The organism is Brevundimonas sp. DS20 (genome assembly GCF_001310255.1).
In the GTDB taxonomy this organism is placed as follows: Bacteria; Pseudomonadota; Alphaproteobacteria; order Caulobacterales; family Caulobacteraceae; genus Brevundimonas; species Brevundimonas aurantiaca.
In genome coordinates, this window is record NZ_CP012897.1 from 2,957,314 (window position 1) to 2,983,752 (window position 26,439).

General features: G+C 68.4%; 26 protein-coding genes and 1 pseudogene. 8 read left to right on the plus strand and 19 right to left on the minus strand.

The window, feature by feature from the left end; translation table 11 throughout:
- Window positions 1–143: 143 nt before the first annotated feature.
- The 4 genes from JL11_RS14525 to JL11_RS14540 all read right to left on the minus strand — a co-directional run bounded on the left by JL11_RS14525 (window position 144) and on the right by JL11_RS14540 (window position 4,043).
- Window positions 144–962, minus strand: coding sequence for a segregation and condensation protein A (locus JL11_RS14525; protein WP_054766277.1), 819 nt, complete (start codon window positions 960–962; stop codon window positions 144–146).
- Window positions 959–2,008, minus strand: a complete 1,050-nt coding sequence (gene nagZ, locus JL11_RS14530; protein WP_054766278.1) for a beta-N-acetylhexosaminidase — start codon at window positions 2,006–2,008, stop codon at window positions 959–961. The genes JL11_RS14525 and nagZ overlap by 4 nt, the downstream gene beginning before the upstream one ends.
- Window positions 2,005–2,781, minus strand: coding sequence for an SPOR domain-containing protein (locus tag JL11_RS14535; RefSeq protein WP_054766279.1), 777 nt, complete (start codon window positions 2,779–2,781; stop codon window positions 2,005–2,007). Before JL11_RS14535 ends, nagZ begins: the two co-directional genes overlap by 4 nt.
- Before the next feature lie 80 nt (window positions 2,782–2,861).
- Window positions 2,862–4,043, minus strand: coding sequence for a deoxyguanosinetriphosphate triphosphohydrolase (locus JL11_RS14540; RefSeq protein WP_082382725.1), 1,182 nt, complete (start codon window positions 4,041–4,043; stop codon window positions 2,862–2,864).
- Window positions 4,044–4,194: 151 nt separating this feature from the next.
- On the opposite strand from JL11_RS14540, the gene erpA reads away from it, so the two are divergent.
- Window positions 4,195–4,512 carry an iron-sulfur cluster insertion protein ErpA gene (erpA, locus tag JL11_RS14545; protein WP_054767007.1) on the plus strand — a complete coding sequence of 106 codons (318 nt, stop codon included), beginning with the start codon at window positions 4,195–4,197 and terminating at the stop codon, window positions 4,510–4,512.
- Window positions 4,513–4,518: 6 nt separating this feature from the next.
- Here the strand turns inward: erpA and JL11_RS14550 are convergent, their stop codons facing one another.
- The 3 genes and pseudogenes from JL11_RS14550 to JL11_RS14560 form a co-directional block, all read right to left on the minus strand.
- A complete protein-coding gene (locus tag JL11_RS14550) occupies window positions 4,519–4,701 on the minus strand; it encodes a hypothetical protein (protein ID WP_054766281.1) in 183 nt (60 codons plus the stop codon).
- Window positions 4,698–5,884 (minus strand): annotated as a pseudogene (locus JL11_RS14555) (PepSY-associated TM helix domain-containing protein). Before JL11_RS14555 ends, JL11_RS14550 begins: the two are co-directional and overlap by 4 nt.
- Window positions 5,794–7,962: a TonB-dependent receptor gene (locus tag JL11_RS14560; protein WP_054767008.1), complete on the minus strand. Its 2,169-nt coding sequence runs from the start codon at window positions 7,960–7,962 to the stop codon at window positions 5,794–5,796. Before JL11_RS14560 ends, JL11_RS14555 begins: the two are co-directional and overlap by 91 nt.
- 173 nt (window positions 7,963–8,135) lie before the next feature.
- On the opposite strand from JL11_RS14560, the gene JL11_RS14565 reads away from it, so the two are divergent.
- On the plus strand, window positions 8,136–9,062 hold the full coding sequence (locus JL11_RS14565) for an alpha/beta hydrolase (protein WP_054766283.1): 927 nt from the start codon (window positions 8,136–8,138) through the stop codon (window positions 9,060–9,062).
- A gap of 53 nt (window positions 9,063–9,115) precedes the next feature.
- On the opposite strand, the gene JL11_RS14570 is transcribed toward JL11_RS14565, so the two are convergent.
- The 4 genes from JL11_RS14570 to JL11_RS14585 all read right to left on the minus strand — a co-directional run bounded on the left by JL11_RS14570 (window position 9,116) and on the right by JL11_RS14585 (window position 13,892).
- Window positions 9,116–10,381 carry a DUF4238 domain-containing protein gene (locus tag JL11_RS14570; RefSeq protein WP_054766284.1) on the minus strand — a complete coding sequence of 422 codons (1,266 nt, stop codon included), beginning with the start codon at window positions 10,379–10,381 and terminating at the stop codon, window positions 9,116–9,118.
- Between the two features lie 305 nt (window positions 10,382–10,686).
- On the minus strand, window positions 10,687–11,415 hold the full coding sequence (locus JL11_RS14575) for a prephenate dehydrogenase (protein ID WP_054766285.1): 729 nt from the start codon (window positions 11,413–11,415) through the stop codon (window positions 10,687–10,689).
- Complete coding sequence (locus tag JL11_RS14580) at window positions 11,412–12,743, minus strand: dihydroorotase (protein WP_054766286.1); 1,332 nt, start codon at window positions 12,741–12,743, stop codon at window positions 11,412–11,414. The genes JL11_RS14575 and JL11_RS14580 overlap by 4 nt, the downstream gene beginning before the upstream one ends.
- 183 nt (window positions 12,744–12,926) lie before the next feature.
- Window positions 12,927–13,892 (minus strand): glycosyltransferase family 9 protein, encoded by a 966-nt coding sequence (locus JL11_RS14585; protein WP_054766287.1) that lies wholly within the window; start codon window positions 13,890–13,892, stop codon window positions 12,927–12,929.
- 111 nt (window positions 13,893–14,003) lie between these two features.
- Between JL11_RS14585 and JL11_RS14590 the strand changes: the two genes are divergently transcribed.
- From JL11_RS14590 to JL11_RS14615, 6 genes are all read left to right on the plus strand, one after another.
- Window positions 14,004–14,222 carry a hypothetical protein gene (locus tag JL11_RS14590; protein ID WP_054766288.1) on the plus strand — a complete coding sequence of 73 codons (219 nt, stop codon included), beginning with the start codon at window positions 14,004–14,006 and terminating at the stop codon, window positions 14,220–14,222.
- Window positions 14,219–14,764, plus strand: coding sequence for a hypothetical protein (locus JL11_RS14595; RefSeq protein WP_054766289.1), 546 nt, complete (start codon window positions 14,219–14,221; stop codon window positions 14,762–14,764). Before JL11_RS14590 ends, JL11_RS14595 begins: the two co-directional genes overlap by 4 nt.
- A gap of 60 nt (window positions 14,765–14,824) precedes the next feature.
- Window positions 14,825–15,628: a CAF17-like 4Fe-4S cluster assembly/insertion protein YgfZ gene (ygfZ, locus tag JL11_RS14600; RefSeq protein WP_054766290.1), complete on the plus strand. Its 804-nt coding sequence runs from the start codon at window positions 14,825–14,827 to the stop codon at window positions 15,626–15,628.
- Between the two features lie 9 nt (window positions 15,629–15,637).
- Complete coding sequence (locus JL11_RS14605) at window positions 15,638–16,396, plus strand: 3-oxoacyl-ACP reductase (protein ID WP_054766291.1); 759 nt, start codon at window positions 15,638–15,640, stop codon at window positions 16,394–16,396.
- A 219-nt stretch (window positions 16,397–16,615) separates the two neighbouring features.
- A complete protein-coding gene (locus tag JL11_RS14610) occupies window positions 16,616–17,215 on the plus strand; it encodes a DNA-3-methyladenine glycosylase I (protein WP_054766292.1) in 600 nt (199 codons plus the stop codon).
- Window positions 17,208–17,849: a ribonuclease HII gene (locus JL11_RS14615; RefSeq protein ID WP_054766293.1), complete on the plus strand. Its 642-nt coding sequence runs from the start codon at window positions 17,208–17,210 to the stop codon at window positions 17,847–17,849. The genes JL11_RS14610 and JL11_RS14615 overlap by 8 nt, the downstream gene beginning before the upstream one ends.
- 2 nt (window positions 17,850–17,851) lie before the next feature.
- Here JL11_RS14615 and JL11_RS14620 read toward each other — a convergent pair whose 3' ends face one another.
- From JL11_RS14620 to cydX, 8 genes are all read right to left on the minus strand, one after another.
- Window positions 17,852–18,160 (minus strand): hypothetical protein, encoded by a 309-nt coding sequence (locus tag JL11_RS14620; RefSeq protein ID WP_152950749.1) that lies wholly within the window; start codon window positions 18,158–18,160, stop codon window positions 17,852–17,854.
- A 41-nt stretch (window positions 18,161–18,201) separates the two neighbouring features.
- Window positions 18,202–19,344 (minus strand): DNA adenine methylase, encoded by a 1,143-nt coding sequence (locus tag JL11_RS14625; protein WP_231681317.1) that lies wholly within the window; start codon window positions 19,342–19,344, stop codon window positions 18,202–18,204.
- A gap of 321 nt (window positions 19,345–19,665) precedes the next feature.
- A complete protein-coding gene (gene pyk, locus JL11_RS14630) occupies window positions 19,666–21,108 on the minus strand; it encodes a pyruvate kinase (protein ID WP_054766295.1) in 1,443 nt (480 codons plus the stop codon).
- 149 nt (window positions 21,109–21,257) lie between these two features.
- Entirely contained in the window at window positions 21,258–22,958 is a 1,701-nt protein-coding gene (locus JL11_RS14635) for an alkaline phosphatase family protein (RefSeq protein ID WP_054766296.1), read from the minus strand.
- Between the two features lie 67 nt (window positions 22,959–23,025).
- Window positions 23,026–23,970, minus strand: coding sequence for a DUF808 domain-containing protein (locus tag JL11_RS14640; RefSeq protein ID WP_054766297.1), 945 nt, complete (start codon window positions 23,968–23,970; stop codon window positions 23,026–23,028).
- 152 nt (window positions 23,971–24,122) lie between these two features.
- On the minus strand, window positions 24,123–24,785 hold the full coding sequence (locus JL11_RS14645; protein ID WP_152950753.1) for an OmpW/AlkL family protein: 663 nt from the start codon (window positions 24,783–24,785) through the stop codon (window positions 24,123–24,125).
- A gap of 123 nt (window positions 24,786–24,908) precedes the next feature.
- On the minus strand, window positions 24,909–26,306 hold the full coding sequence (gene hemN, locus JL11_RS14650) for an oxygen-independent coproporphyrinogen III oxidase (protein ID WP_054766298.1): 1,398 nt from the start codon (window positions 26,304–26,306) through the stop codon (window positions 24,909–24,911).
- Window positions 26,293–26,439, minus strand: a complete 147-nt coding sequence (gene cydX / locus JL11_RS14655) for a cytochrome bd-I oxidase subunit CydX (RefSeq protein ID WP_054766299.1) — start codon at window positions 26,437–26,439, stop codon at window positions 26,293–26,295. Before cydX ends, hemN begins: the two co-directional genes overlap by 14 nt.

The following is a 26,439-nucleotide window of genomic DNA, read 5'->3' on the forward strand; positions in this document are numbered from 1 at the left end:
CCAAAGTTCGTCATCCTCGCCCTTGTGGCGAGGATCCAGACTCCCGGTTTCTCCGAAGATGCGCCCATGCCCGGCGCCGGGATTCTGGATCCTAGGGACAAGCCCTAGGATGACGGCCTTGACGGTGCAAAAACCAACACGCATCACGGCGTCAGCTCCAGCGGCTGCCCCAGGCCCCGCCGCTTCAGATACAGGTCCGCAAACGGCGCCGTCTGGCGAATGTCCATGGCCCCCTCCTTCACCAGCTCCAGACTGGCCGACAGGGTCGAGGCGGTATAGCTGGCCTGGCTGGGGCCCTCAGGGTCTTCGGGACGGGGCGCGACCTGGTCCAGCGGGGTCCAGTCCGCGAGACGCGGCATGATCTCGCGCAGCCAGTCGCGCGCCGCCTCCAGCGGAAAGGCCTCGACCCGCTGGCCGGGCGAATAGCGCCGCGCCTCCTCGCGTCGGCGCTGGATCACATAGGCGCTCATCAACTCATACAGGCTGGCGTCGATCCGGTCTGACGGCACGATCACCGTGGCCTCGGGGTCGCCCCGGGTGAAGACGTCGCGCTTCAGCTGGGGACGGGCCATCAGCTGTTCGACCGCCTTGCGCATCGCCTCCAGCTTCTGCAGGCGAAAGGCCAGGGCGGCGGCCATGGCCTCGGCCGGCGGCTCCTCCCCCTTGCCCTTTTCGGTGCGCGGCAGCAGCAGCCGGGACTTCAGATAGGCCAGCCAGGAGGCCATCACGAGATAATCGGCCGCCAGGGCGAAGTTGCGCCGCCGCGCCTCGTGAACGAAGGCCAGATACTGTTCCGCCAGCTGGGTGATCGACAGTTTCAGCAGATCGACCTTCTGCGTCCGCGCCAGGGCCAAGAGGACGTGCAGCGGCCCTTCATAGCCGTCCAGATCGACGACGAAGGCTTCGCGCTCCTCGACCTCCTCGGCGTTGAAATCCAGATTGGGCTGAAAGGCGTCGCTCACGCCTGCGCCTCCCCCACGTCCGGTCCTTTAGCCGCGTCCGTCTTGCCCGCCATTGCGCGGAAGAAGCGTTCGTGCCCGGCGACGGGATCCAGCGGCTCCGGCGTCCGAACGATCCGGGCCAGGGCCGCCTCGGCGCGCCGTTTCGCACCGCCCTTCAGCGGACCGACGCCCTCGGCGACCTGGCGCATCTCGTCCATGTCGCCGTTCCAATGGATGACGATGTCGCATCCCGCCTTCAGCGCCTTGTGCGCCCTCTGGGTCAAGGATCCGGACAGGGCGTTCATCACCAGATCGTCCGACAGCAACAGACCGCCGAAACCCAGTCGTTCGCGGATCAGCTGGATCGCCTTCTTGGACTGGGTGGCCGGGCGTTTGGGGTCGATGGCGGTGAAGACGATATGGGCCGTCATGCCGATCGGCATGTCGGACAGGGCCTTGAACGGGGCGAAGTCCCAGGCGTCCAGCGCCTCCAGATCGGCATGGACCGTCGGCAGATCCTTGTGGGTGTCGGCGAAGGCGCGACCGTGGCCCGGCATGTGTTTGATGCAGGGCAGGACCCCGCCCGCCAGCAGACCCTCCGCCGCCGCGCGTCCCAGCAGGGCCACGGTCTGCGGGTCGCGGCCATAGGCGCGGTCGCCGATGATGTCGTGGGCGCCGGGCACGGGCACGTCCAGCACCGGCAGCAGATCAATATTGATTCCGACCTCGCGCAGATCGTGCGCCATCAGACGCGCACCCAGACGGACCAGGTCGCGCGCGTCCGCCGGGTCGTTCGTCGCCTTAAGATAGGCGTCGCCCGGCGGGTATTTGGGCCAGTGCGGCGGCCCCATCCGCTGGACCCGCCCGCCTTCCTGGTCGATCAGGATCGGCGCCTCGGGGTCGCCGATGGCCGCGCGCAACTCGTCCGTCAGGGCCCGCACCTGTTCCGGGCTGTCGATATTGCGCCGAAACAGGATGAAGCCCCACGGCCGCGTCTCGGCGAAGAAGGCGCGTTCACCCTCCGTCAGCCGGTGGCCCGCACAGCCGTAGATGGCGGCGGAAGTCACCGAACGATGCAATCCCGTCCGGCGGCCTTCAGGGCGTTGCAGAAGGCGACCGCCCGCTCACGCGACAGGCCGGTGAAGGTGGTGCGGTACAGGGTCGAGCCGCTGGATGACGTCACCTCGGTCACGCGCTTTTCGGCGCCCGAGGCATATTGGCTGAAGCGGCCGGCGACGGCGGCGTATTCCCGGTCGGCGATCTCCGTCGAGGAGAAGGCGCCGATCTGGACCGAGGCCGAACCGCCGGCGGCGGCGGGAGCCGTGGGCGCGGGAGCGGCGGGCGTCGGCGCCTCGGTCTTGGGCGCCGGGGCGGTCGGACGGGGCGCAGCGGCGGCGGGCGGCAAGCCCTGGCCGGTCGGCGCGGCGGTCGGCTGTGCGGCCGGGCGCGGCTGGGGCGTCTCCGGCGGCGGGGTGAAGGTCACGGGCGCGTCGGTGGTCTCGGCCTCGTCGCGATAGACCCGCACGCCCTCGGCCGGATCGACCGGCTGGGCGTCCAGGGGGGCGGCGGTCTTCATCTCGCCGACGGCCTGGCCCACGGCCGGCGGGGCGTCGGTCGAGGCCCGCATGCCCGAACGATAGAAGAAGATGACGGCGATGATCAGCACCAGCAGCACCACGCCGCTGACGATCAGGGTCACGGGCGGCGCCTTGCCTCCGCCCGAGCCGACGTTTCGGCCGCCGCCGCGCGGGTCATAGGTGTTCCGGCGGAACGGCAGGTCGTCGTCGGTCGGAGGCGTATAGGCGCCTCGGCCGGGTCGGTTCTCGTCATCGAAAGACATGGTGTCGCTCCGCCGTCTGTCCGACGCAGCGAATCGGCGCGTCGAACGGTTAGTTTAACGCCCCGCCGCCGTCTTTCGAATCACAGATCGAGCGCCAGGTCGAGGCTGAACAATTTCTGGTGGACTTCGATCGCATAGCGGTCGGTCATGCCGGCGATGTAATCACAGACGGCGCGCGCCCTGCGGGTCCGATCCTCGGTCTGGGCCGGCACGCCCCATTCCGGCGGCATGACCTCCGGCTCAGCCATGAACAGTTCGAACAGCTGCGACAGCACCCGCCGCGCCTGGCTGCGCGTCCGGTTGACGCGATAGTGGCGATACATCCGCTCGAACAGGAATTTGCGCAGGATCGCCAGGTCCGCGTGCATCGACCGGGAGAAGTCCACCAGGGTCCGCGAGGCGTTGCGCACATCCTCGGTCGAGCCGATCCGGTCCTCCTCCAGGCGTCGCGCCGTCTCGGCCAGCACGTCCTCGACCATGACCCCGATCATCCGCCGCACCGCCTCGATCCGCAGCATCCGGTCGTCGATGGCGGGCCAGTCGCGCCGCACCTCGGCCAGGGTCGGGCCGATCAGGGGCACCTGATCCAGATCCTGAAGCGTGATCAGCCCGGCCTGCACCCCGTCGTCCACATCGTGATTGTTATAGGCGATGTCATCGGCGATGGCGGCGCACTGGGCCTCCAGCGAGGCGAACCCGTCCAGCCGCAGGTCCCAGCCCGCCTCTCCGCCTGTCCGATAGGGACGCACCACCGACCAGGCCGCTTCGTCCAGCCGATGCGACACCGGGCCGTTGTGCTTGATGACGCCCTCGACCGTCTCCCAGCTCAGGTTCAGCCCGTCGAACTGGGGATAGCGGGTCTCCAGCTCGGTGATGACGCGGAAACTCTGAACATTGTGGTCGAAGCCCCCGTAGTCGGCCATCTGGATGACCAGCTCATCCTCGCCCGCATGGGCGAACGGCGGATGGCCCAGGTCGTGGGCCAGGGCGATGGTCTCGGCCAGGTCGTCGTCCAGCCGCAGGGCATGGGCCAGAGACCGGGCGATCTGGGCCACCTCCAGCGAATGGGTCAGGCGGGTGCGGTAGTGGTCGCCTTCATGGGCCACGAAGACCTGAGTCTTCTCCTTCAGACGGCGAAAGGCGGTGGCGTGGATGATCCGGTCGCGGTCGCGGGCGAAGGCGGTGCGGGTGCGGCTGGGCGGTTCGAAGAAGCGACGGCCCTTGGTCAGATCGGCGCGTTCGGCGTAGGGGGCGAGAGTCATCGGGCTCAAGTCGTCAACTTTGAAGCGGCTTTGATCGGACGGGCCCTTTGCGAACGCCCGCATGCGCCTCATATAGACAGCTGTGAGCACCGTCCAATCCACAGAACCGTCCACACCCGCCTTCAGCGTCGCCACGCGCGCGCCGGAAGGGATCGTCCTGGCCGCCAGCGCCGCCGATCGTCTGGCCCGGCTCAGCGCGGCCGAGGGCAAGGCCCTGATGCTGCGCGTCGCCGTGGACGGGGGCGGCTGTTCGGGCTTTCAATACCGGTTCGAACTGGTCGAGACGGCCGAGGACGACGATCTTCGGATCGAGGCTCAGGGCCAGACGGCCCTGATCGACCCCGTCTCGGTCCCCTTTCTGAAGAATTCCGAGATCGCCTATGTCGACGAACTGGCCGGCGCCCAGTTCGTGGTCCGCAATCCCAACGCCGCCTCGAGCTGCGGCTGCGGCGTCAGCTTCTCGATCTGACGCCGATCACCGTCGGCGCCGGATCAGGGCCCAGACGGCGACGATCACGGTCGAGGCCAAGAGGGCCGAAAAGACGGCGTCCCAGGCGCCGTCCTCCAGCAGGGCCCCGATCAGCCCCGTCAGGCTGAGCACGAACACCCAAAGCGGCGCGCCGAAGATGGCCCACAGGCTGCGATCCTTGCGGCTCATGACGGCGTCCGCCGTCCCTTGCCCAGCCACAGATAGAGGCCGGACCCCAGGATGACGATGGTCGCCAGGTCCAGCAGCGCCCACAGGATTTTCAGCCCCAGCCCCCCGTAGTCGCCGAAATGCAGCGGCTGGGACAGGGACAGGGCCTTCACATACCAGGGCGTCGGGGCCACGGCCGTCAGTTCGCCTGTCCGGGCGTCGATCAGGGCCGGCGTCGTCAGATGGGTCGTCAGCGGCGTGTCGCCGTGGAAGAAGACGGCATAGTGGTGATCGGTCGAATAGTCGGTTCCGGGAAAGGCGATGAACTGCAGGGTCTTGCCCGGCAGGGCCTGTTTCGCCCGCTCCACCGCCAGGTCCAGCGAGGCCCGCTCGCCGACGGAGGCCGGGGCCTCATGGGCCGCGGTCAGTTCCTTCAGCGCCGTATTCTTCCAATAGGTCAGGATCGGCGTCGCCAGGGTGTTGACCACCCCCGTCGCCCCGACCACCAGCACCCAGGCCACGGTGATGACGCCCAGCAGGTTGTGATAGTCCAGCCAGCGGGTCCGCGCCGACTTCGTCGCCCGCACCGTCCCGAACGGCAGCCGCCGCATGAAGGGGGCGTACAGCACCACCCCCGACACCACCGCCGTGATCAGCATCAGCCCCATCAGGCCCAGGAACAGCATGCCCGGCAGGCCCAGGAACATGTCGGTGTGCAGCTGAAGCAGGAACTCCATCACCGGATGGCCGGCGACCGGCGGGGCGACGGCGCCGCTGGTCTGGTCGATCGGCGCGAAACTGTAGCGACCGGCCGGGCCGTTCGGATCGACGCTGGTGACGTTCACCACCGGTCGATCCACGTCGAAGCTCATGAAGGCGGGAACCTCGCCCGGATGACGCGCCAGGGCCGCCGCCAGCACCTCGTCCAGGCTCAACAACGGCCCGTCGGGCGCGGCGGGCGTCCAGGCCTGCTCCAGCAGCACCTCTTCGATCTCATGGGTGAAGACCAGCGGCAGGCCGGTGACGCACAGCATCAGCAGGAACAGGGTCGAGACCAGGCTCGACCATTTGTGCGTCCACGACCAGGCGCGGATCGTCCGCGTCCTCATCCGATCAGAATTCCGCCGAGATCGACAGGGACAGGGTGCGCGGCGCCCCCAGCGTCAGATAGTTGGAGCCCGGATAGCCGCCGACGGCGACCCACTGGTCCTCGTCGGCCACATTCTCCACCCGCGCCCGCAGGGTCACAGGACGCTGGCCCGCCTCGAAGGCGTAGCGAACCCCGGCGTCGAACCGGGTCCAGGCGTCCAGCTCCAGCGTATTGGCTGCATTCGCCGCCTGGGCGCTGGTGTGGACCACCCGCCCCTCCAGCGTCAGGCCGCTGAGGCCCGGCACGTCCCATTCGACGTTCAGATTGGTCTGGACGTCCGGCACGCCGATGGCCGACTTGCCTTCATTCGCCGCCGTCAGCGACCGTTTGACCTCGGCGTCCAACCAGGTCGCGCCGCCGATCAGCCGCAGGCCGTCGATCGGTTCGCCATAGACGGTCAGTTCGACGCCCCGGTTCTCCTGTTCGCCGCCGTCGGAATAGACGCGGGTGGCGGGATCGAAGAAGGCGCTGGGCAGGGTCGTCCTGAAGACGCTCAGCGTCCCGCCGAAGGTTCCGGCGTCATATTTGGCCCCGACCTCGGCCTGTTCGGCGCGGAAGGGCGACAGCACCTCGCCGGCGTTCGCCACGGCTGCGCCGTTGACCACCGCAGGCGCGACCCGACCGGGCGTCAGGGCCTCGGCATAGTTGGCGTACAGCGAAACCCGGTCGCCGGGCTTGTAGACCAGGGCGAAGGCCGGGGTCGCAGCTTCGCTGGAATAGCCCGAGCCGAAGGCGCCGTCGGCATAGGCGTAGGACCTGGTCTCGATCTCCTGATACCGCACGCCGACGGTCGCCAGCAGGCGGCCGTCCAGGAAGGACAGCCTGTCCGCCACAGCGACGCTGGTGTTCTTGACGCGCTCGGTCACCTTCGGGTCACTCAGGTCGCCCGAGACGCTGGCGATGGCCGGCGCCGGCGACAGGATCGGATCGGTCAGGGTTCCAAAGCTGTAGCCTGCGAAGTTCGACCCTGCCCAGGCGTTCCTCGACTTGGACTGGATCTGAGAGGCGGAGGCGACCAGCCGGTGTCCGACCGGGCCGGTGGTCAAGTCCGCCCGCAGCCCGACGTCGCCGGACCAGACCGTGTCTTTGCGGATATTGTCGAAGCGATAGCCCCGGATGGCGCCCGCCGCGTCGGCTCGCGGATTGGCCAGGCTGTTGTCTTCCTCGCCTTGACGCCCGCCGAAGGCGGCCCAGGCGGTGACGCTGTCGGTGATGTCAAACTCACCCCGCACCGCGCCGAACAGCTGTTCCTCATCCGTATAGGTCCAGCGCTGGGCGAAATTCCGATCGGCGGAGGGGGCCTCGGGGATGGCGGCGCCGGGCGTCACACTGGGGCGCGGGGCGTCGATCCGGTGGTCCTGCCAGCCCAGATCGGCCGAAAAGCGCGCCCGCTCGCCCCGCCGGTCCAGGTTCAGGCCCACCACGCGCAGGGTGTTGGTCTGGTCCTCGACCGATGCTTCGCCGCCCCGGCCGGCGACGTTCAGGCGCGCGCCCCATTCATCCTGATCGCCGAACCGGCGCGCCAGATCGGCCGCGGCGTAGATTTCATCGGCGCCGGACACGCCCGCCGTCAGACGGGTCAGCGGTCCATTGGCCCGCTTGGGCGTCAGGTTGAAGGCGCCGCCCACCCCGGTTCCGCCCGGCGCCGCCCCGTTCAGAAAGGCGCTGGCCCCGCGAAACACCTCGACCCGCTCGATCAGCTCGGCCGCCACGAACTGGCGCGGCAGAACGCCGTACAGGCCGTTGTAGCTCATATCGTCCGAATAGACCGGGAAGCCCCGGATCACATACAGTTCCTGGAAGTTGCCGAAGCCCTTGGTCACCCGCACCGTCGGATCGTTCTGCAACACGTCGCCGATCCCGCGCGCCTGCTGATCCCGCGCCAGTTTTTCGGTGTAGCTGGTGGTGGAGAAGGGCGTGTCCATCATGTCCAGATTGCCCAACAGGCCGACCCGACCGCCCCGCGCCACCTGGCCGCCCGCCGCCGGCGCCGTCAGATTCACCTGCGACCCCGTCACCACGATCTCGCCCAGCTCGGTCGGCGCGGCCGGCCCCTGCTGCGCCAAGGCGGGGGCGGCGAGGCTCAGGGCCAGGAGGCTGACGGCGCAGGCGAGACGGATCGGGCGGGCCATGATCTGCAACATATTCTCAAGAACAGAAAGGCGGGCTCCATACGCGCTTCTGCAACTGGTTTGCAATGGCAAGGCGGTGTTCGGCGCCCGGCCATCTTGCCGCACCGGCTCAGGGGACTAGGGTCGAGAGCCGCCACCCTTCTGAACGCCCCCCCCTCTTCAAAGGAGACGCTATGCTCAGCCTCGCCCTCGCCCTGCTCGCCGGTCCCGTCTCCAGCGAGGTGACCCTGCCCGCACAGCCCGCGCCCCTGCACGGAACCCTGTTGGCGCCCGACAGCCCCGCCGCCGTCGCCGTGATCCTGCCGGGCTCAGGACCGACGGACCGCGACGGCAACAGCCCCATGGGCGTTTCCGCCTCCACCTATCGCCTGCTGGCCGAGGGACTGGCGGCGCAGGGGATCGCCACGGTGCGGATCGACAAGCGCGGCATAGCCGCCAGCGCTGCGGCCGGTCCGGCCGAGGCCGATCTGCGCTTTGACGCCTATGTGGCCGACGCCCGCGCCTGGGCCGCCGAGGCCGCCCGTCGCGCCGACAAGCCCTGCGCCTGGCTGATCGGCCACAGCGAGGGCGCCCTGGTCGCGCTGAAGGCGGTCGAGGGTGGAGACGATAAGGTCTGCGGCCTGGTCCTGCTGTCCGGCGCCGGCCGCCCCGCGGGCGTGGTCCTGCGCGAACAGCTGGAAAAGGGCCTGCCCGAGCCGCTGAAGGCCCCGGCCTTCGCCGCCCTGGCCGAGCTTGAGGCCGGCCGCACCGTCGCCGATCCGCCCCCGGCCCTGGCGGCCCTGTTCCGTCCCTCGGTCCAGCCCTATCTGATCTCCTGGCTGCCGCTGGACCCCGCCGCCCTGCTCGCCGCCTATGACGGCCCGGTCTTCATCGGCCAGGGGACCACGGACCTCCAGGTCGGGATCGCCGACGCCCAGGCCCTGGCCGCCGCCGACCCCAAGGCGACGCTGAAACTGTGGGACGGCGTCAACCACATCCTGAAAACCGCCCCCGCCGAGCGCGCCGCCAACCTGGCCACCTATGCCGACCCGGCGTTGCCGCTCGCGCCGGGCGTGGCGGAGGACGTGGGGGCGTTTATTCGGGCGAACGATGAACACTGAGTTCAACTTGGGAAGCGGACATACTCAGCGTCGCTCATGGGTGGGGAGCGGACTTAGGGACGCCTCAATAATCGCCGCCGCGCTCGCTCACCGGGCTTAGCTCGGTAGGCTTCGTCTTCTTTCAAATAGCTGGCATGTATGTTCGCAGGCACCGACGTGTTGTCCTTCTTCCTGCCAAACCCCTCCGTGAGCCCCCGATAGTCTGGTCCATACATCGCCGACCATTCCGCTTGAAATCGGCGCAACGCATCGCCTTCACGCTGCTCGCGGCGCGCATCCTTGTAACCTGGCTCCCACGGCTTATGCCCATACTCCGAGAAATGGTCGTACCCTCCACCGTCGTAGCCAACAGTGATTTCTCCACCCATGCGCACATGGCGAGGGTCGGGCATGAGCAAGTAGCCATCTCCCAGTCGACGCCAGTGATCACATCGCACCCGACGCTCTGGATACAGCCACTCTTTCTCTGCCGCGGCGATGTAACGATCCGCCCTGCGCTTGATAATAAAGTTTATTTCTAGAACCTCTTCCTCCGAGAGCTGACGACCTACCTGAATGTTCAAGTAATAGAACACGGTGTTTCGCAGCAGCTTTGGGTTTGGTCCCATCTTGGTGGCTGATTGGTATGGATTTCTTGCCCACGTCAGATTGGTGAAGATCAGCAATTTCTCCGGGCTAATGGGGAAGATCGTCTGCGTGCCCGCTTGGCGGACATCCGGATCGAATGGATACCGGCATGATTTGGCGTTGGGGAAGCAATCTCGATTGTAGAACGTTACTGGATTGTCGCTGATGATGAACTTTCTCGGCGATGCGGCGGCGTCTACGATCTGCCAGACGGCGTCGCTCCATGTGGCGCAGAAGAGCCGTTGGAGACGCTGTAGCTCAATCAACGTTCGGGAACGCGGCATAGAGCCGAGAATCCGCCTTAACCAAGCCAAACCGCGTGGGGTGCGGAGGCGCTGAAGACTTATGTAGGTCAGGAATATCGAGAAGGCTGCGTGGTCGAGATTAGAGTGGTCGTAGCGAGACCAAAAATCGAAAGCCTTGGGCGCGTTGTTGTCGATGTCTCCAAAGAAGAACTGCTCGATTTCCGTGTTGACAATGCCGTTGAACGTGGTGGTGTACAGATCGTCTTGCGCGAAGCAGTATTTAACCCCTCGTCTCCAGTATGAGGGCGGCTTGATCGTCCGACCATTGACCGAGAAAGGCTCAGGCTTCAGGTCGAGATAATGAAGTTCGTGTTGGTCCGGGGCAAGGAATCGCCGTTGGTACCATTCGGGAACGTAGTGATTATGCCGATAGCTTCGCTGGGTCATCTGCTCCCTCAGCGGGAGCTTATGAGCTTGATCGATGCGTGAACAGATCTTAGGCCTGTTTACCGTCCGCCGATCAGTTGACGAGCAGCGTCAACCACCTGATGTCTGCAACGGATCGGAGTGCGAAGTAGGCATCGCGTCAGAGAACGGACGTGGGGAGCAGAGCTTTCACCTACGACTACGGTTGTGACCGGTATGTTTGATTACACCATCCCCGACCAAAGTTTCTGCGACGTGCGCGGCCTGGTCAATGTCCGCAACGGATCGAAAGCGCCCGTCCAGCCTATTCCCCAAAAGAGACGCCCCTACCCCTCCCCTGACGCCCCCCGCGCCTGATCCGCCAGGGCGAAGAACCGCTCGCGCACCTCGGCCGCGAAGGGATTGTCGCGTTCGATGGCGCGGAAGACGGCGGGGCTGTCATGGCGCACCATGTCGACCGCCTCCATCAGCCGGTCGAAACTGGCGGTGGTCATACGGGTCGGCAGGGGCTCCATGGCCAGAAGCGCACGGGCGATCAGATGGGTCAGGCCTTGGACCACGGCCGCCTCCCGGTCATGATCTTCGGGCGTGACCAGAAAGACCCTCAGCTTCAGGGCTTTCCGGCAGAAGGCGGCGACGCGGCGGGCGTCACGGTCGCCGCGTACCACGCAGACGGCGATCCTGAGCCCGGCGATCCCGGCCTTGCCGCTCTGGGGGCCGAACAGGGGGTGGGTTCCGACGACGCGCACGCCGGGCGCCAGCCTATCGTCCATCAGTCGCGCGGGCTTCACCTTGACCGAACCGACGTCGAGGACCAGGGCGCCCGGCGCCAGATGGGGGCCCATGGCGGCCAGGGTCGCCTCCAGCGCCTCGACCGGCACGGCCAGGATCACCGTCGGACAGGCGGCGGCGGTCGCCAGATCGGTCAGGGTCGCATGGCCCTCGCCGTCCGTCGCCGCCGGATCATGGGCGTAGATGTCGAACCAGGGCGACAGATGCCGCGCCGTCAGCCGCCCGAAGGCGCCGAAGCCGATCAGGCCGAGTTTTTCCCTCACAGCGTCTCCATGAACCGCACCGGCCGTCCGTGGGCCGCGCCGATCAGTTCGCCGTCCTGCATTACCACCCGCCCGCGCACGATCGTCGCCATCGGCCAGCCGGTGGCCTCGACCCCGTCGAAGGGGGTCCAGCCGCAGCGCGAGGCCTGCTGGTCGTGGGTGATCGTCTTCTTGGCCTTCAGATCGACGATGGTCAGATCGGCGTCATAGCTGACGGCCATCCGCCCCTTGTTGGCCGTGCCGAACACCCGCTGCGCCCCCGCCGAGGTCAGGTCGATGAACCGCTCAAGACTCAACCGTCCGTTGGCGACGTGCGTCAGCATCAGGGGCACCAGGGTCTGCACCCCCGGCATGCCCGACGGCGAGGCCGGATAGGGTTTGGCCTTCTCCTCCTTCGTATGCGGCGCATGGTCGGAGCCCAGCACGTCCGCCACGCCCTGCTGCATGCCCCACAGCCACAGGGCGTCCACATGCGCCTGCGACCGGATGGGCGGATTCATCTGGGCATAGGCGCCCAGCCGCTCATAGGCTTCGGGCGCGGCCAGGGTCAGGTGTTGCGGCGTGATCTCGACGGTGGCGACATCCTTGTGGAAGCGCAGGAACTCCATCTCGTCCTTGGTCGTGACGTGCAGCACATGGATGCGGGCGCCCGTCTCCTGGGCCAGGCCGACCAGACGGCGGGTCGAGCGGATGGCGCTCGCGGCGTCGCGCACCTCGGGGTGGCTGGTCCAGTCGCCGGTGCGGGCCAGGCCGCGCCGCTCGACCAGCCGGTATTCATCCTCGGAGTGGAAGGTGGCGCGGCGGCGCACGTTGGACAGGACCTTCCTCACCCCCTCGTCGTCGGCGATCAGCAGGTCGCCGGTCGAGGCGCCCATGAAGACCTTGACCCCGCAACAGCCGGGCAACCGCTCCAGCTCGCCCAGATAGTCGGCGTTCTCATGCGTGCCGCCGACATAGAAGGCGTGGTCGGTCCACATCCGGTCCTTGGCCCGCGCCAGCTTGTCGGCCATGGTGTCCGGGTCGGTGGTGTTGGGATTGGTGTTCGGCATTTCGAACACGGCGACGACCCCGCCCAGGGCCGCCGCGCGCGAGCCGGTCTCCAGGTCTTCCTTCCACTCCAGGCCGGGTTCGCGGAAGTGGACCTGGGTGTCGATGACGCCGGGCAGGACGGTCAGGCCCGTGGCGTCGAAGGTCTCTCCGGCCGAGGCCTGGGACAGGTCGCCGATGAAGGCGATCTTGCCGTCGATCACCCCGACGTCGGCCATGCCCCGCCCCGCATGGTTGGCCACCTCGCCGCCGCGGACGATCAGGTCATAGGTCTGGGTCATGGGGCGGCGTCCTTCTATCCGATGCCGCGTTTCTACATTTCCGCTCATCCCCGCGAAAGCGGGGACCCAGTGCTTTGGGCGATCAGTGCCTGAAGGGACTTGCAGCAAGCAAACCCACTATTCGAGTCCTGGCGAAAGAACTGGGTCCCCGCTTTCGCGGGGATGAGCGGAGTGTGGGGGCTTTTAGCCCCGCTCCTTCAACACCCTTTGCGCCGCCTTCAGCACCCGCTCCCACGGCAGGTCCATCATATGCTGGATGGCCTGGTTCAGCCGGGGGTCCAGGGTCTTGAACTCCGCAAACGATCGGGGCCCGCGCACCGTCACCCCCTTCCAGGGGCCGCGCCGCGTCTCGTCCGACGGGCCGAAGACCGCCACCACGGGCGCGCCCGCCGCCGTCGCCAGATGGGTCCAGATCGAATCCGCCCCGATATAGAGCCGCGCCTTGGACAGGGCCGCGACCGTCTGCAGCCGCGTCAGCTTTCCTTGCAGCTCGATCACCCGCGCGCGCGGCACGGCGTAGCGGATGGTGTGGGCCGCTTCCCGGTCGATCTCTTCGCCCACGATCATCAGACGCCCGCCCGCCAGGGGGCCGTCGTCGGCCAGGAGCTTGGTCGCCACCTTGGCGTAGCGTTCGGCCGGCCAGCGCCGTCCCATCCACTCCACCCCCGGCCCGACCGCCAATATGGGGCCGTCGCCGCCGGTCGCGGGGATCAGGGCCTCGACCTGGGCCTGGGTGATGTCGGAGACATAGAGCCGCGGCGCCGGCGCCTCATGCGGCTCCAGCTTCAGCACGGCGGCGGCGGCCTCGACCGCATGAACGCCCTCCGGATCGCGCCCCCGCACCGCCCGCTTCTGGCGCCTCAGCTTGCCCGACAGGGTCGAGCCGCGCATGTCCACGACCAGGCCCCAGTTGGTCCCCCGCACCTGGTTCCACAGGGCGATCCAGTCGAACCGTCCCTCGCGCTCCAGCACCAGCAGCCGTTCCAGCCGGGGGGTGTCGGCGAACAGGGGCGCGCTGGCGGCCGATCCCACCACGGTGAAGACGGCGTTGGGCAGGCTCTCCACCAGATAGGCGAGCACGCCCGAAGACAGGACGGCGTCCTCGGCGTCCGCCTCGGCGATATAGAGGATGGGAAAGCGCCCGATCATCCGTGCACCGTATAAAGGGATTCTCGCCGGGATTCAGCGCCAATCCCCAACTGCGGGTCTGCGCCTCGTCCGACGGTTTCCCCGCAGGCCGCAATGGTTTAGAGCCCGGCCATGGTTCAAACCCCCGATCCGGCCGCCGTCGCCGCCCTCGAACGCTTCAAGGCTCAGCGGGTCACGGCCCTCTATCGGCTGGACCTGATCGACCAGGGCGCGGTCATCACCTATGAGGACGGGACGCCCGTGGACATGGCCTCTGAGAAGACGCGGCTTCAGGCCGTGGTCGCCGACATGGACCGCCGCATCGCCCGGCTGGAGCGGTCGGTCGGTTGAGCCTGCCCCTCCTGCCCGACCGAGCTTGCGGCGCCTGCGTCGAATGCTGTCGGGCCATTCCGCTGAACCTGCCCGAACTGGCCAAGCCCACCGGCGAACTGTGCGCCTATTGCGTCGAGGCGGCGGGCTGTTCGGTCCATGCCGTGCGGCCGAACACCTGCCGCATCTGGTTCTGCCTGTGGCGGGTCGTCGAACTGTCCGACGACTGGCGGCCGGACCGCAGCGGCGTCATCGTCCGCCCGGATGGGATCGAGGACGGGGTGATCACCCTGTACGTCCTGCGGCGCAGCGACTTCCTGGCCTCCGTCGACCTGTTCGCCACCATCGCCGGCTGGATCGCCGAAGGGGTGGAGGTGGCGCTCAGCGTCCCCGGCCCCGTGGGGACCTATCCCGCCCGCGCGGTCGTCACCGACTGGCTGCGCCCGGCTGTGGAGGAGGGCGATCCCGCCGACTTCCTGGACCGCCTGATGCGGTCGCTGGACCGGCTGGACCGCCATGATTTCCAGCCGGACGGGGTGGTCGCCCGCTACGCCGTGGTCTGAGGCCCAGATTTTCGGTCCCGCCGCCTTATGCCCAGGCTCCGGCCTGCCTATCTAGGCGCCATGCCCGTCGCCCGCCTGTCCAGCCGCGCCCTGATCGCCGTCACCGGCCCCGAGGCCCGGCCCTTCCTGCACAATCTGCTGACCCAGGACGTCGAGACCCTGTCCGAAGGCGAACTGCGGTTCGGCGCCCTGCTCTCCCCGCCCGGTCGGCTGCTGTTCGACCTGTTCATCCTGGGCCAGGCCGAGGGCGTCCTGCTGGACGTCGCCGCCGACCGCCGCGACGCCCTGATCCAGCGGCTGTCGATGTACAAACTGAGGGCCCGGGTCCAGGTGGCCGCCGACGACCGCCCCGTCTTCGCCGCCTGGCCCGACGCGCCCACAGGCTTCATTCCCGACCCCCGAACACCTCTGATGGGCGGCCGCCTCTATGGCCCGGCTACAGCCGACGCGACCGAGGCCGACTATGACGCCCATCGCCTGTCGGTCGGCGTGCCCGATCCGGCCGCCGACGCCCCCCAGGACAAGACCTATCCGATCGAGGCCGATTTCGACCTGCTGAACGGGATCGACTTCCACAAGGGCTGTTTCGTCGGCCAGGAGACCACCTCGCGGATGAAACGCCGGGGTTCGATCAAGAACCGGATGCTGGTCCTCGACTTCGACGGCCCCCCGCCCCCCTTCGGCGCCGAGGTGCTGAAGGGCGAGCTGCGCGCGGGCGAGGTGCTTTCGGGCCGAGACGGCTCGGCCATGGCCCTGTTGCGCATCGACCGTCTCGACGGCGACCTGACCGTCGAGGGTCGGCCGGTGCGCTTGCGCCGGCCCGCCTGGATGGGTCAGGACGTCCTCCCCTCCTCCACCGACTGAGACCCTTCCATGAAGATCGCCGACCAGATCGTCCTCGTCACCGGCGGCGCGCGCGGCGTCGGCGCCGCCGCCGTCCGCGCCTTCGCCCGCGAAGGCGCCCGCGTGATCATCAACTGGCGCGCCAGCGGCGAGGCCGCCGAGGCCCTGGCGGCCGAGATCGGCGACCGCGCCGTCGCCCTTCAGGCCGATGTGGCCGACCGCGCCGCCGTCGACGCCCTGGTCGCCGCCGCTCAAGGCCATTTCGGCGCCCCGGTCACCACCGTCGTCAACAACGCCCTGGACTACAGTTTCAACGGCGACGCCCGGTCGCAGATGACCGACATCGGCTGGGATGAACTGGCGGCCCAGTTCTCGACCGTGGTGCACGGCGCCCTGAACACCATCCAGGCGACGGCGCCGGGCATGGCCGCCGGCAAGTTCGGGCGGGTGATCAACATCGGCACCAACCTGTTCCAGAACCCGGTCGTGCCCTATCACGACTATACCGCCGCCAAGGCCGCACTCCTGTCCCTGACCCGCACGGCGGCCGGCGACCTGGGTCCGGACGGGATCACCGTCAACATGGTCTCCGGCGGCCTCTTGCGCACCACCGACGCCAGCGCCGCCACGCCGGACGCCGTCTTCGACCTGATCGCCGGCATGACCCCGCTGCGGTCGGTCACGACGCCGGAGGAATTCGCCGACGCCGCCCTGTTCTTCGCCTCCCCCTGGAGCCGCGCAGTGACGGGTCAGAACCTGGTGGTGGACGGGGGACTGGTCAGGGATTGAATGCCTTTCGTCATCCTCCGGCAAGCCGCCTCTTCGCGGCGCAGACCGGGGGACCCAGCGGCGCCGAAGGCGATGCGTCCGCCGCTGGCTGTTTGAAAATCGTGTCCGCGACAGGTTCGCGCTAGCGCGCGCCGCTGGGTCCCCCGGTTCCGCTGCGCGGCCCGGAGGATGACGAAAGTCACCCTTTCCTCACCTCGAACAAACCGGCAACATCGCCGTATGACCGACTCACACACATCGGGCCGCTGCGGCTGGTGCGGGACCACCGACCCGCTCTACATCGCCTATCACGACACCGAATGGGGCGTGCCCGAACGCGACCCCCGCGCCCTGTGGGAGAAGCTGGTCCTCGACGGCTTCCAGGCCGGCCTCGCCTGGATCACCATCCTGCGAAAGCGCGAGGGCATCCGCGACGCCTTCGACGGCTTCGACCCCGAAATCGTCGCCCGCTATGACGAGGCCGACATCCAACGCCTGCTGGGCGACCCCCGCATCATCCGCTCACGCGCCAAGATTAACTCGGCCATCCGCGGCGCCCACATCTGGCTGGAGATGCGCGACAACGGAGAGGATTTCTCAGAGTGGCTCTGGTCCTTCGTCGGCGGCGAACCGATCCACACTCCCTTCGCCGACTACCGCCAGGCCCCGACCCAGACCGAACGGTCCGTCGCCATGGCCAAGGCCCTGAAGAAACGCGGCTTCAACTTCTGCGGCCCGGTGATCGTCTACGCCTTCATGCAGGCGGTCGGCATGGTCAATGATCACCAGACGACCTGCTTCCGTCACGCCCAGGTTCGTGCGATGGCGGCCCATGGCTAAAGCCCCCGCGAATCCGAAGGCCTTCCCCACCCTCGCGCTCGAGACGGTGCTGACCCAGCGCGTCAACGGCCCCGTCTGCGGCGTGGACGAGGCGGGGCGCGGGCCGTGGGCGGGGCCGGTGTCGGCGGCGGCGGTGATCCTGAACCCCGACGACCTGCCGCCGGGCATCGACGATTCCAAGGCCCTGACCGAAAAGCGCCGCGCCGCGCTGGAGCCCGAGATCAAGGCCCGCGCCGTCGCTTGGGGCGTCGGCTTCGCCTCGGTGGAGGAGATCGAGGCGCTGAACATCCTGCACGCCACCGGCCTGGCCATGTGCCGCGCCATCGAGGCCCTGTCGGTCCAGCCGATCGCCGCCCTGGTGGACGGAAACTATCGGTTCAAACTGCCGTGCGAGATCCAGACCGTGGTCGGCGGCGACGGCCTGTCCCTGTCCATCGCGGCGGCCTCGATCCTGGCCAAGACGGCGCGGGACCGGCTGATGATCGAACTGGACGCCGAGTATCCCGGCTACGGCTTCGCCGGCCACAAGGGCTATAACGCCCCCGTCCATCAGGCCGCGCTGAAGACCCTCGGCCCCTGCCCCGCCCATCGCCGCAGTTGGGGACCGATCAAGGCCTTGCTCGAAGAGGCCTGACCTCAGATGTGCATGAAGCCGCCCAGGAGGGCGCCCATCAGGGCGGCCACCGCAGCGCCGGCGATCATCATCATCCAGTGCGGCGGCGGGTTCAGGGCCGGTTCCGCCTCCGGTTCGACGGTCTCGACCGGCTCGGGCTCGCGGCGGCCGAACCGCTCGGCGTTGTGGGTATAGAGGCGCGACGTCATGCGATCCGCTGGAAAATCGGAAATGGGCTGATCCGTCACCCACGACTTGGGCTCGGCGGCCGGGCGCAAGCGATAGTCGTCTTCGCGAGCGGGGGTTCCAGTGTGTGTGACGGGCGGTTGCATGGACCCTCAACGGCGTCCGCCCGAGTCGGGTTCCCGCCCCGTCAGGCCGCCAGCGACAGATCCACCGGCCGGTCGGTGACCACGAACAGGTGTTCGACGTTCCTCAGCCGCCCCACCTGCCCCACCTTCTCCCCCTTGGGATTGTGGATGCCGATCCGGGCGCCGACGTAGCGGGGGTGGGCGATCTCCACGACCTGGACCCGTCCCCGCGCCGACAGCATCTCGACCAGATCCTGACGGCTCAGATAGCCCTCGTCATTAAAGCTGACGATCAGGTTCGGCGCCCGGACGCGCTCGATCACCGACTTCAGGGCCGGGCCGATGCCGGGGCGGCTGTTGAAGGCGCTCTTGCGCGTCTTCACATCCACCCGCTTGTTGGCGATCCCATAGGTCTCGGGCCGGTCCCACAGCACCAGGCTTTCCCAGCAGTGATAGTTGGCCAGATAGGAATGCTGGTTATAGGGCGGGTCCAGATAGACCAGGTCCGCCTCCACCTGATCGGCCAACTCGACCGCATCGCCTTGGGTCGCCCGGCACGGCGCCCCGACGCCCGGCAGGATGTCGGGCAGGCGCAGCTCCAGCGGCTTCAGCGCGCGCGGCGCCCACTGTTTCATATAGGCCATCTGCACCCCGGCGGTGCTGTCGACCCGGTCCGCCGCCTCCATCAGACTGACCAGGACCACCGCCTTCAACTCGGGCTCCAGCTCCATCGCCTCGATCCGGTCGCGCACCGCGTCGATCCGGGCGCCGTTGTCGGGATGGAAGTAGCGGGCGTCCCGGCAGAAGGTCTGGGTGAACCAGCCCGCCTCGGGCTTCACGGCCCGCAGTTCCGCCAGCACCGCCTCGGCCCGGTCGATCCAGACATCCCGGTCGGCCTGGACATAGGCCGTCGCCAGGGCGTGGGCATAGGCGTTGTGGTCGTTCGACCAGAGCTGAAACCCCTTGGCCTTCAGGGCATGACCGACCCGCGCCGTCCCTGAAAACAGGTCGCACACCCGCCCGCCCTGCGGCAGGACGCTCGCCACGGCGGCGCTCACATGGCCCAAGAGGGCGCGTTTGGAGCCGATATATTTGATCATCCGGGCCGCCGACTCATGCCGCCACGGTAGCGCCCCGCCGACATCGCCGCCATCGCCGTCGCCGCCGATCCGCACGACGACCCGAAAATCAGACAGGGCCGCCAAGGCCTTGGACGGATCGACCCGCCTTCGACGCCCCTGGGTCCAACGGCGCCCTATAGGACGTCTCAGGTCTTTGACATCCTTCGCCCCCGTCCTGCGCCCGGCTCAATCGGACAGATCGGACACATCGGACACCTCTTTTTCGTGTCCGACCGGGCCGCCTTCTGCGCGTTCAGCGGCCCTCGCGGCCGTCCTGGCCCGGCTCAACCGGACAGATCGGACACATCGGACACTGTTTTTCGTGTCCGATCCCGCCGCTCTCACCCGTTCGCCGGACTGAATGGACTCATCGGACTGTTTTTTCCGTCCGACGGCGCCTGATCCTCAGCCCTTCTTGCGACCCTTGGTCTTGGCCGGCGCATGGGCCAGGCGCAGCAGATTGGCCGCCCCCGGCGCGCCGAACGGCGTGCCGGCCAGGATCAGAATGCGCTGGCCCGGCTCGGCCAGCCCATAGCGGACCGCGCTGTTGACCGCATCGTCGGTCACGGCCTCCAGCGAGTCCGGCTGATCCCCCAGCCGGGGCTCCAGACCCCAGACCAAGGCCAGCCGCCGCGCCGTGTTCGGATTGGGGGTCAGGACCAGGATCGGCTTCAGCGGCCGCTCGCGCGCCATCCGCCGCGCCGTGCCGCCCAGGGTGGTGAAGACCACCAGACAGCCGGTCGAGGGGGCGCTGGCCGCCATGCCCGCCGCCGCCACCAGGGCGTCCACGTCATGTTCGTCCATGCCGGCGTGTTCGGCGCCCATCAGCTTGGGCCACATCGGATCGCGTTCGACCCGCTCGATGATCCGGCTCATGATGCCGACCGATTCCAGCGGATAGTCGCCCGACGCCGTCTCGGCCGACAGCATCAGGGCGTCGGCGCCTTCGTAGACGGCGTTGGCGACGTCGGTCGCCTCGGCGCGGGTGGGGGCCGGGGCGCTGGTCATGGATTCCAGCATCTGGGTGGCCACGATCACCGGCACCCCGCGATTGCGCGCCGCCCGCACGATCTGCTTTTGCGCCACCGGCACGTCCTCGGGGTCCAGCTCGACGCCCAGGTCGCCGCGCGCCACCATCACCCCGTCGCAATAGTCCAGAATGGCCTCCAGATCGGCTACGGCGGCGGGCTTTTCGATCTTGGCCAGGCAGGCCGCCTGGCCGTTCACGATCCGCTTCAGCTCGGCCATGTCCTCGGGCTTCTGGACGAAGCTCAGCGCCACCCAGTCCACCCCCTGGCGCAGGGCGAAGGCCAGGTCCTCACGATCCTTGGGCGTCAGGGCCGAGACCGGGATCACCGCGTCCGGCACGGCCACCCCCTTTCGGTCCGACAGTTTCGTGCCGCTCTCGACCGTCACATCGGCCCATTCGTCGGTCCGGTCGCCGACCCGCAGCCGCACCCGGCCGTCATCCAGCAACAGCAGCATGCCGGGGCGCAGGGCCTTGAAGATTTCGGGGTGCGGCATCTGCACCCGGGTCTCGTCGCCCGGCGTCGGGTCCAGGTCGAACCGCATCTTGTGGCCCGGCTTGACCGCGACCTCGACGTCCTTGAACCGGCCCAGCCGCAGCTTGGGCCCTTGCAGATCGGCCAGAACCCCCAGCGGCCGTTGCAAGGCCATCTCGGCGCCCCGCACGGCCTTCAGGGCGGCGGCGTGGTCCTCGTGCGAGCCGTGGCTGAAGTTCAACCGAAAGACGTCCACCCCCGCCTGGGCCAGGGCCTTGACCGTGCCGGGCGCGCGGCTGGCGGGCCCCAGGGTCGCGACGATGCGGGCGCGGCGGGCTCTGTTCATGACGGCGTTTCCTGCTGGTTTCTGGGCCGCCCCGCAGCGCGCGGCGGCGCCGATCCGGGACGATTTGCCCTCTTCTGCCTAGGAAACGTCAAGGGCGTAAGCCCGGCTTCCCTTCGGGAAACACGAGTTTACGGCCCCGAAACAGGAGTTTATCGCGCCGGCGTCGTCTCCGTCGCTGGGCAGTCGGCCACCGCGAACCCGTTCAGGTCGATGCAGCGGCCCTCGACCTTGGGCGTCGCCACCCCGATGACATGGGCCAGGGTCGGGGCGATGTCGATGGTGCGGATCGGCAGGAACCGCTCCTCGCCCGTCGCGCCGGGCCACCAGAACAGGATCGGCACCCGGCGATCATATTCCCACGGCGTGCCGTGACCGGCCAGGGTCGAGCCGACCCGCCCGCCCGCCGTGACGTTCTGGGCCCAGGCGAATTGGATGTCGGGCGAGCGCTCGGCCACGGTCGACAGGCGCATCCGCTCGCGCAAGCTCATCATCTCGGGCTGGCGGCTGTCCGGCAGGGGCTCGGCCAGCAGCCGATCCCGCGTTTCGGCGAAGGCCACGTCCGGCAGGGCGCGCAGCAGCTCGACCGCCGCCTCGGCCACCTGGGTCCGCAGCGGATCGGGCAGAGACCGGTGCTGGGCGTCGGCGACCATCAGGCCGCTGCCCCCGACCTGAAGCGGATCGGCGCTGAGGTTGAAACGCGCCTTCAGCGCGTCGTTCACGCCCTGGATCGCGGCCATGTCGGCGCGGCGGGCGTGGGGATAGCCGTGGTCGTGCAGCCGCTCGACGAAGTCCGAACCGCCGTGGTCGGCCGTCAGCACCACCAGGACCCCGCCCGGAACCTGGGCCAGCCGATCCAGGAACTCGCCCAGGGCCGCGTCCAGCCGCAGCATCTGCTCGCACATCTCCGGTCCCTGGGTGCCGTACAAATGGCCGATCCGGTCCGTGGCCGACAGGCTGACGCCCAGCATGTCGGTCGCCGGCCCCTGCCCCAGCTTCTGGCTGTCCAGCAGATATTCGGCGGCCTCCAGCGTCGCCTCGTCCAGCAGGGGCGAGGTGTCGAACTTCAGGCCCGCCGGCGGCAGGGTCGAATGGAAGGTCTGGCCGCGAATGGTCCAGTCCCCGGCCAGGGCCCGGCACTGATCATGGGCGTAGTCCCAGGTCACCGGCGCCAGGCTCATCCCCTGGCGGAAGGCGCGGTTGTAATCCGCCACCGGCGCCAGCTTGGCCTCGGCCGTCTCGCCGGGCTCGACATAGGTGGTCAGGCCGAAGTCGCCGGTGAACCAGAAGGCCTGGCCCTGATGGCCCGCCAGATTGATCGCGCCCCGATCCTTGCCCGAGACGGCGACGACCTTGCTCTCAGGGCTCACCGCCTTCAGCCAGTCGCCCAGGGTCGTGGCGCGCAGCTGCTCGGGCCCCACCGGGCCGTTGTCGGTGTCGTCCCGTCCGTGGGCCAGGTGGTTCTGCGGCGCGGCCAGGCAATAGACCTCCTTGCCTGTCTTGGCGTCGATCCAGTCGTTGGCCGGGATGCCGGTCTCGGTCGGGTGCAGGCCGGTCAGAATGGTGGAGTGGCCGGGGCAGGTCTCGGTCAGGCCGTGGGTCTGATAGCCGTTGATCGACACCAGTCCCTGGTCCGCCATCCGCCGCAGGCCGCCGGTGTAGCGGCTGCGATACTGGTCGAACAGATTGGCGCTGAACTGATCCACCACGATGGTCACGATCAGCTTGGGCGGCGTCAGGGCCGCGCGGGCGGTCTGCGGCGCCGCCGTTTGGGCGGTCTGGGCCAGGACCGGACCGGCCGCCCCCAGCGACAGGGCGGCCAGGGCCGCCAGCGTGATGCGCGACAGGGACATGGGCTTACTCCGAAACAGTGTGGCTCGGCTTCTTAAAGGCCGCCGATGGCGATGGCGTGACAGCGGATCAGTGGGCCGGTCGGGACCGCAGCCGTCCCAGCTGATGCACAGCGACGGCGATCACCCCGCCGACCATCACCCCGATAATGGCCGAGCCCAGCGCCGTCACCGCCCAGCTGATCACGCCGTGCAGCGGACCCGTCGCGGCGCCGACCGCATGGGCCAGATGCTCCAGCGGCTCGGCCGGCCAGTGCAGGCCCAGCGTATGGGTTCCGTGCACCAGAATGCCGCCGCCGACCCACAGCATGGCGGCGGTCCCGATGATCGACAGGGCGCTCATCACCACCGGCATGCCCTTGACCAGGCCGCGCCCCAGGACGCGAACCCCGCCGTTGGGGCGCTCGGCCAGATGCAGGCCGATGTCGTCCATCTTCACGATCAGGCCCACGACCCCATAGACGGCGACCGTCATGGCGACGCCGACCACCGCCAGAATGGCCGCCTGGGTCAGGATCGGCTGGGCCGCCACATCGGCCAGGGCGATGGCCATGATCTCGCCCGACAGGATCAGGTCGGTCCGCACGGCCCCGGCCACGGTCGCCTTCTCCAGCGACGCGGGATCGTCCTCGGCGGCGACCTCTTCGTCAGGACCATGGCCGCCGAAGACCTCCATCAGCTTCTCGGCGCCCTCGAAACACAGATAGGCCCCGCCGCACATCAGGATCGGGGTTATGACCCAGGGGGCGAAGGCGCTCAGCAACAGCGCCGCAGGCAGGATCAGCAGCAGTTTGTTGCGAAACGACCCCAGGGCGATCTTGCCGATGATCGGCAGTTCGCGGCTGGGCGACAGGCCGGTGACATAGCGCGGCGTCACGGCCGCATCGTCCACCACCACCCCGGCGGCCTTGGTCGAGGCCTTGCCCGCCGCCGCCCCGACATCGTCGATCGAAGCCGCCGCCATCTTGGCGATGCCCGCCACGTCGTCGAGCAAGGCGATCAAACCGGAAGGCATGCCAGAATCCCCAAGTTGCGCCGCAATAGGCGGTCGCTCCCGGCCCTAGGGCGCGCCGCCGGATTTGTCGAGCGCATCCGCACGACGACGAAAGCCCCGCCGGCGAACCGGCGGGGCTTCCATTCGAACGCATTTCCGATGTCGGTTTTTTTTTAGAACTTACGGCCAACCCCCACAGAAACGACCCACGGGTCCAGATCCACATCGCTCTTCAGAGCGCCGTCGTTGACGTCGGCGTCGATATTGACCCACACCTTCTTGACGTCGACGTTCAGGCTCCACGGTCCCTGGATGCCGATGTCGGCGCCCGCCTGCAGGGCGTAGCCGAAGTTGTCGTCCAGATCGACTTTGAAGCCGTTCTTGTCCTCGCCGCTGTAGAACAGCATGTAGTTGACGCCCGCGCCGACATAGGGGCTGAACCGGCCCTCGGTCAGCGGGCGATACTGAAGGGTGACGACCGGCGGCAGGACCCAGGTCTCATGAACGGCGACGTCGGTCGTTCCGCCCTGGGCGCGGATCTCATGCTTGGTCGTGCCCAGGATCGCCTCGACCGCCAGATGGTCGGTCAGGAAATAGGTGAAGCCCAGGGTCGGCATCACGCTGTCGCCCACATCGACGTGCAGGCCGGAGTCGGCGCCGGCGGCGGTCGTGATGGCGTTGTCGGCTTCGGAAAAGACGTCCGTCACGCGGCCGGTGATGACCCAGTCGCCCTTCTTGGGCGCTTCCCAGACGGCGGTCTGGGCCATGGCCGGCGCGGCGAAGGCGGCGGCGGCGACGGCTGAGAGGATCAGGGTTTTCAGTTTCATCTTGCTCATCCCCGACGCCCGCTGCCGCCTCATGCGACCTGTTCCGAGCGTCTTGAGAGGGATGTGCGCCCCCTGCAAAGGTTCGGCCTTGATCCAGCGCAAACCCATGCAGGGGTTGGACAATCTGTCCATTCAGACCACCCGGGCGTGCCGCTTCTCGATGTCGACGGCGGCGGGATCAAAGGCGGCGCAGACCGCCCGCACGAACGGACGCCCCAGGTCCGTGACCGTAACCACAGACCCGCTGACCTCGGCCAGCCCGTCCAGCTGGAACGGCAGCAGCCGGGGCCAGGCGGCGTCCACCTCGGCCAGAGCGCGCCCGTGTCGGCGCGCCAGATCCGCCACATCGACGGCGAAGTCGCACATCAGCCGTTCGATGATCTCGCCCACGAAGGCGTCGCGCGGATTTAGGGCCACGCCTCGTGCGACCGGCAGGTCTCCGGCCTCTACCGCAGCGCGCCAGTCTCGCTCCTGGGTGTGGTTCTGAACAAAGCCCAGCGGCGTGCGGCTGATCGACGACGCCCCCAGGCCGATCAGCACCGGCGCCTCGTCGGTCGTATAGCCCTGGAAGTTGCGACGCAGCCGGCCGGCCCGCGCGGCGGCGGCCATCGAGTCATGCGGCAAGGCGAAATGATCCAGTCCGATCGCCTGCCAGCCCTTCTGCACCAGATAGCGGGCGGCCGCCTGGCTCTGGGCGAAGCGCGCCTCGGCCCCAGGCAGATCGGCGTCCTTGATCAGCTTCTGATGCGACTTCATCCACGGCACATGGGCGTAGCCGAACAGGGCGATCCGGTCCGGCCGCAGGGTCGCGACCTGGGCCACCGTATTGACGACGTTCTCGACCGCCTGAAGCGGCAGGCCGTACATCAGGTCGAGGTTCAGCGAGGTCACGCCCTGCGCCCTCAGCGCCTCGGCCGCCCAGCGGATGGTCTCGAAGGATTCCGGCCGGTTCACCGCCGCCTGAACCACGGGCGACAGATCCTGCACCCCCAGGCTGGCGCGGCTCAGGCCGATGCGGCCGGCGGCCTCGATCCAGTCCTGGGTCAGGACTTCGGGGTCCAGTTCGGCGGCGATCTCGAAACAGTCGCCCAGGTCGAACCGGGCGGCCAGGCCGGCGAACAGCCGCTCCAGCTCGTCCGGCGGCAGCATATTGGGCGTGCCTCCGCCCAGATGGATCGAGCCGACCCTCAGGCGTCGACCGTTCAGCCCGCCCATCCGGGCCAGGACCAGATCGGCCTCCTTCAGCAGCAGATCGACATAGCTGCTCATGGGGGCGACCCGGTTCATCGCCCGGGTGTTGCAGCCGCAGTACCAGCACAGCCGCTTGCAGAAGGGGATGTGCAGATACAGCGACACTGCGCGGTCGAGGGGCGCGGCCGACAGCCACGCCCCCCAATCGGCGGCCCCGACGGCGGGCGTGAACTGCGCCGCCGTCGGATAGGAGGTGTAGCGCGGCGCGTGGGCGTCGTAGCGGGCGATCAGCTCGCGCGTCGTCCGCACGTCGGCGCCGGCCGGGCTAGAGAGGGACATCGCCTTCTTTCGCCGCATCGACCGACAGGCCTTGATCGCCTTCGTCGAACAGGTGGAACTCGTGCCACAGGCCGTTCAGCACGCCGAAACCGACCGCCAGCCCGACACCCAGGATCCAGGAAAAATACCACAT